Here is a 329-nt window from a genome sequence, read left to right as displayed (position 1 = left end):
CCGGCGGCGACCCGGTGGCCGGGCTGGCGCCGGCGGTACGCGCGGCGGTGCGGCTGCGGCTCGCCGCGGCGAGCGCCGCCGGGGTGGCCGTGGTGGTGGCCGTCGCCGCCCTGCTCGCTCCGGTGGTCGCGGCCCGGGTCGGCGACCACCCGGTGGACCCGCGCCGGTACGTCGAGCCGCCGCGGGTGGAGTCGCTGGACGAGAACCCACTGATCCGGATTTCCGGCTGGGCGTTGAACCCGGACCAGAAGCTCCTCGACGTGCGGACCGAGGCGGGCCGGACCGAGCCGGGCGGGACCCGGATCCGGCTGGCCGTGCTCAGCGACTAC

1 pseudogene is annotated in these 329 nt (G+C 78.4%); it reads left to right on the top strand.

Annotation, left to right across the window (positions count from 1 at the left end):
• A pseudogene (locus LQ51_RS33815) lies at nt 1-329 on the top strand (transglutaminase domain-containing protein); the annotation flags it as partial.

This window comes from Micromonospora sp. HK10, assembly GCF_000982955.1.
GTDB lineage: Bacteria > Actinomycetota > Actinomycetes > Mycobacteriales > Micromonosporaceae > Micromonospora.
The sequence above is the reverse complement of the archived record's forward strand: the minus strand, read 5'-3'. Positions and strand labels throughout refer to the sequence as shown.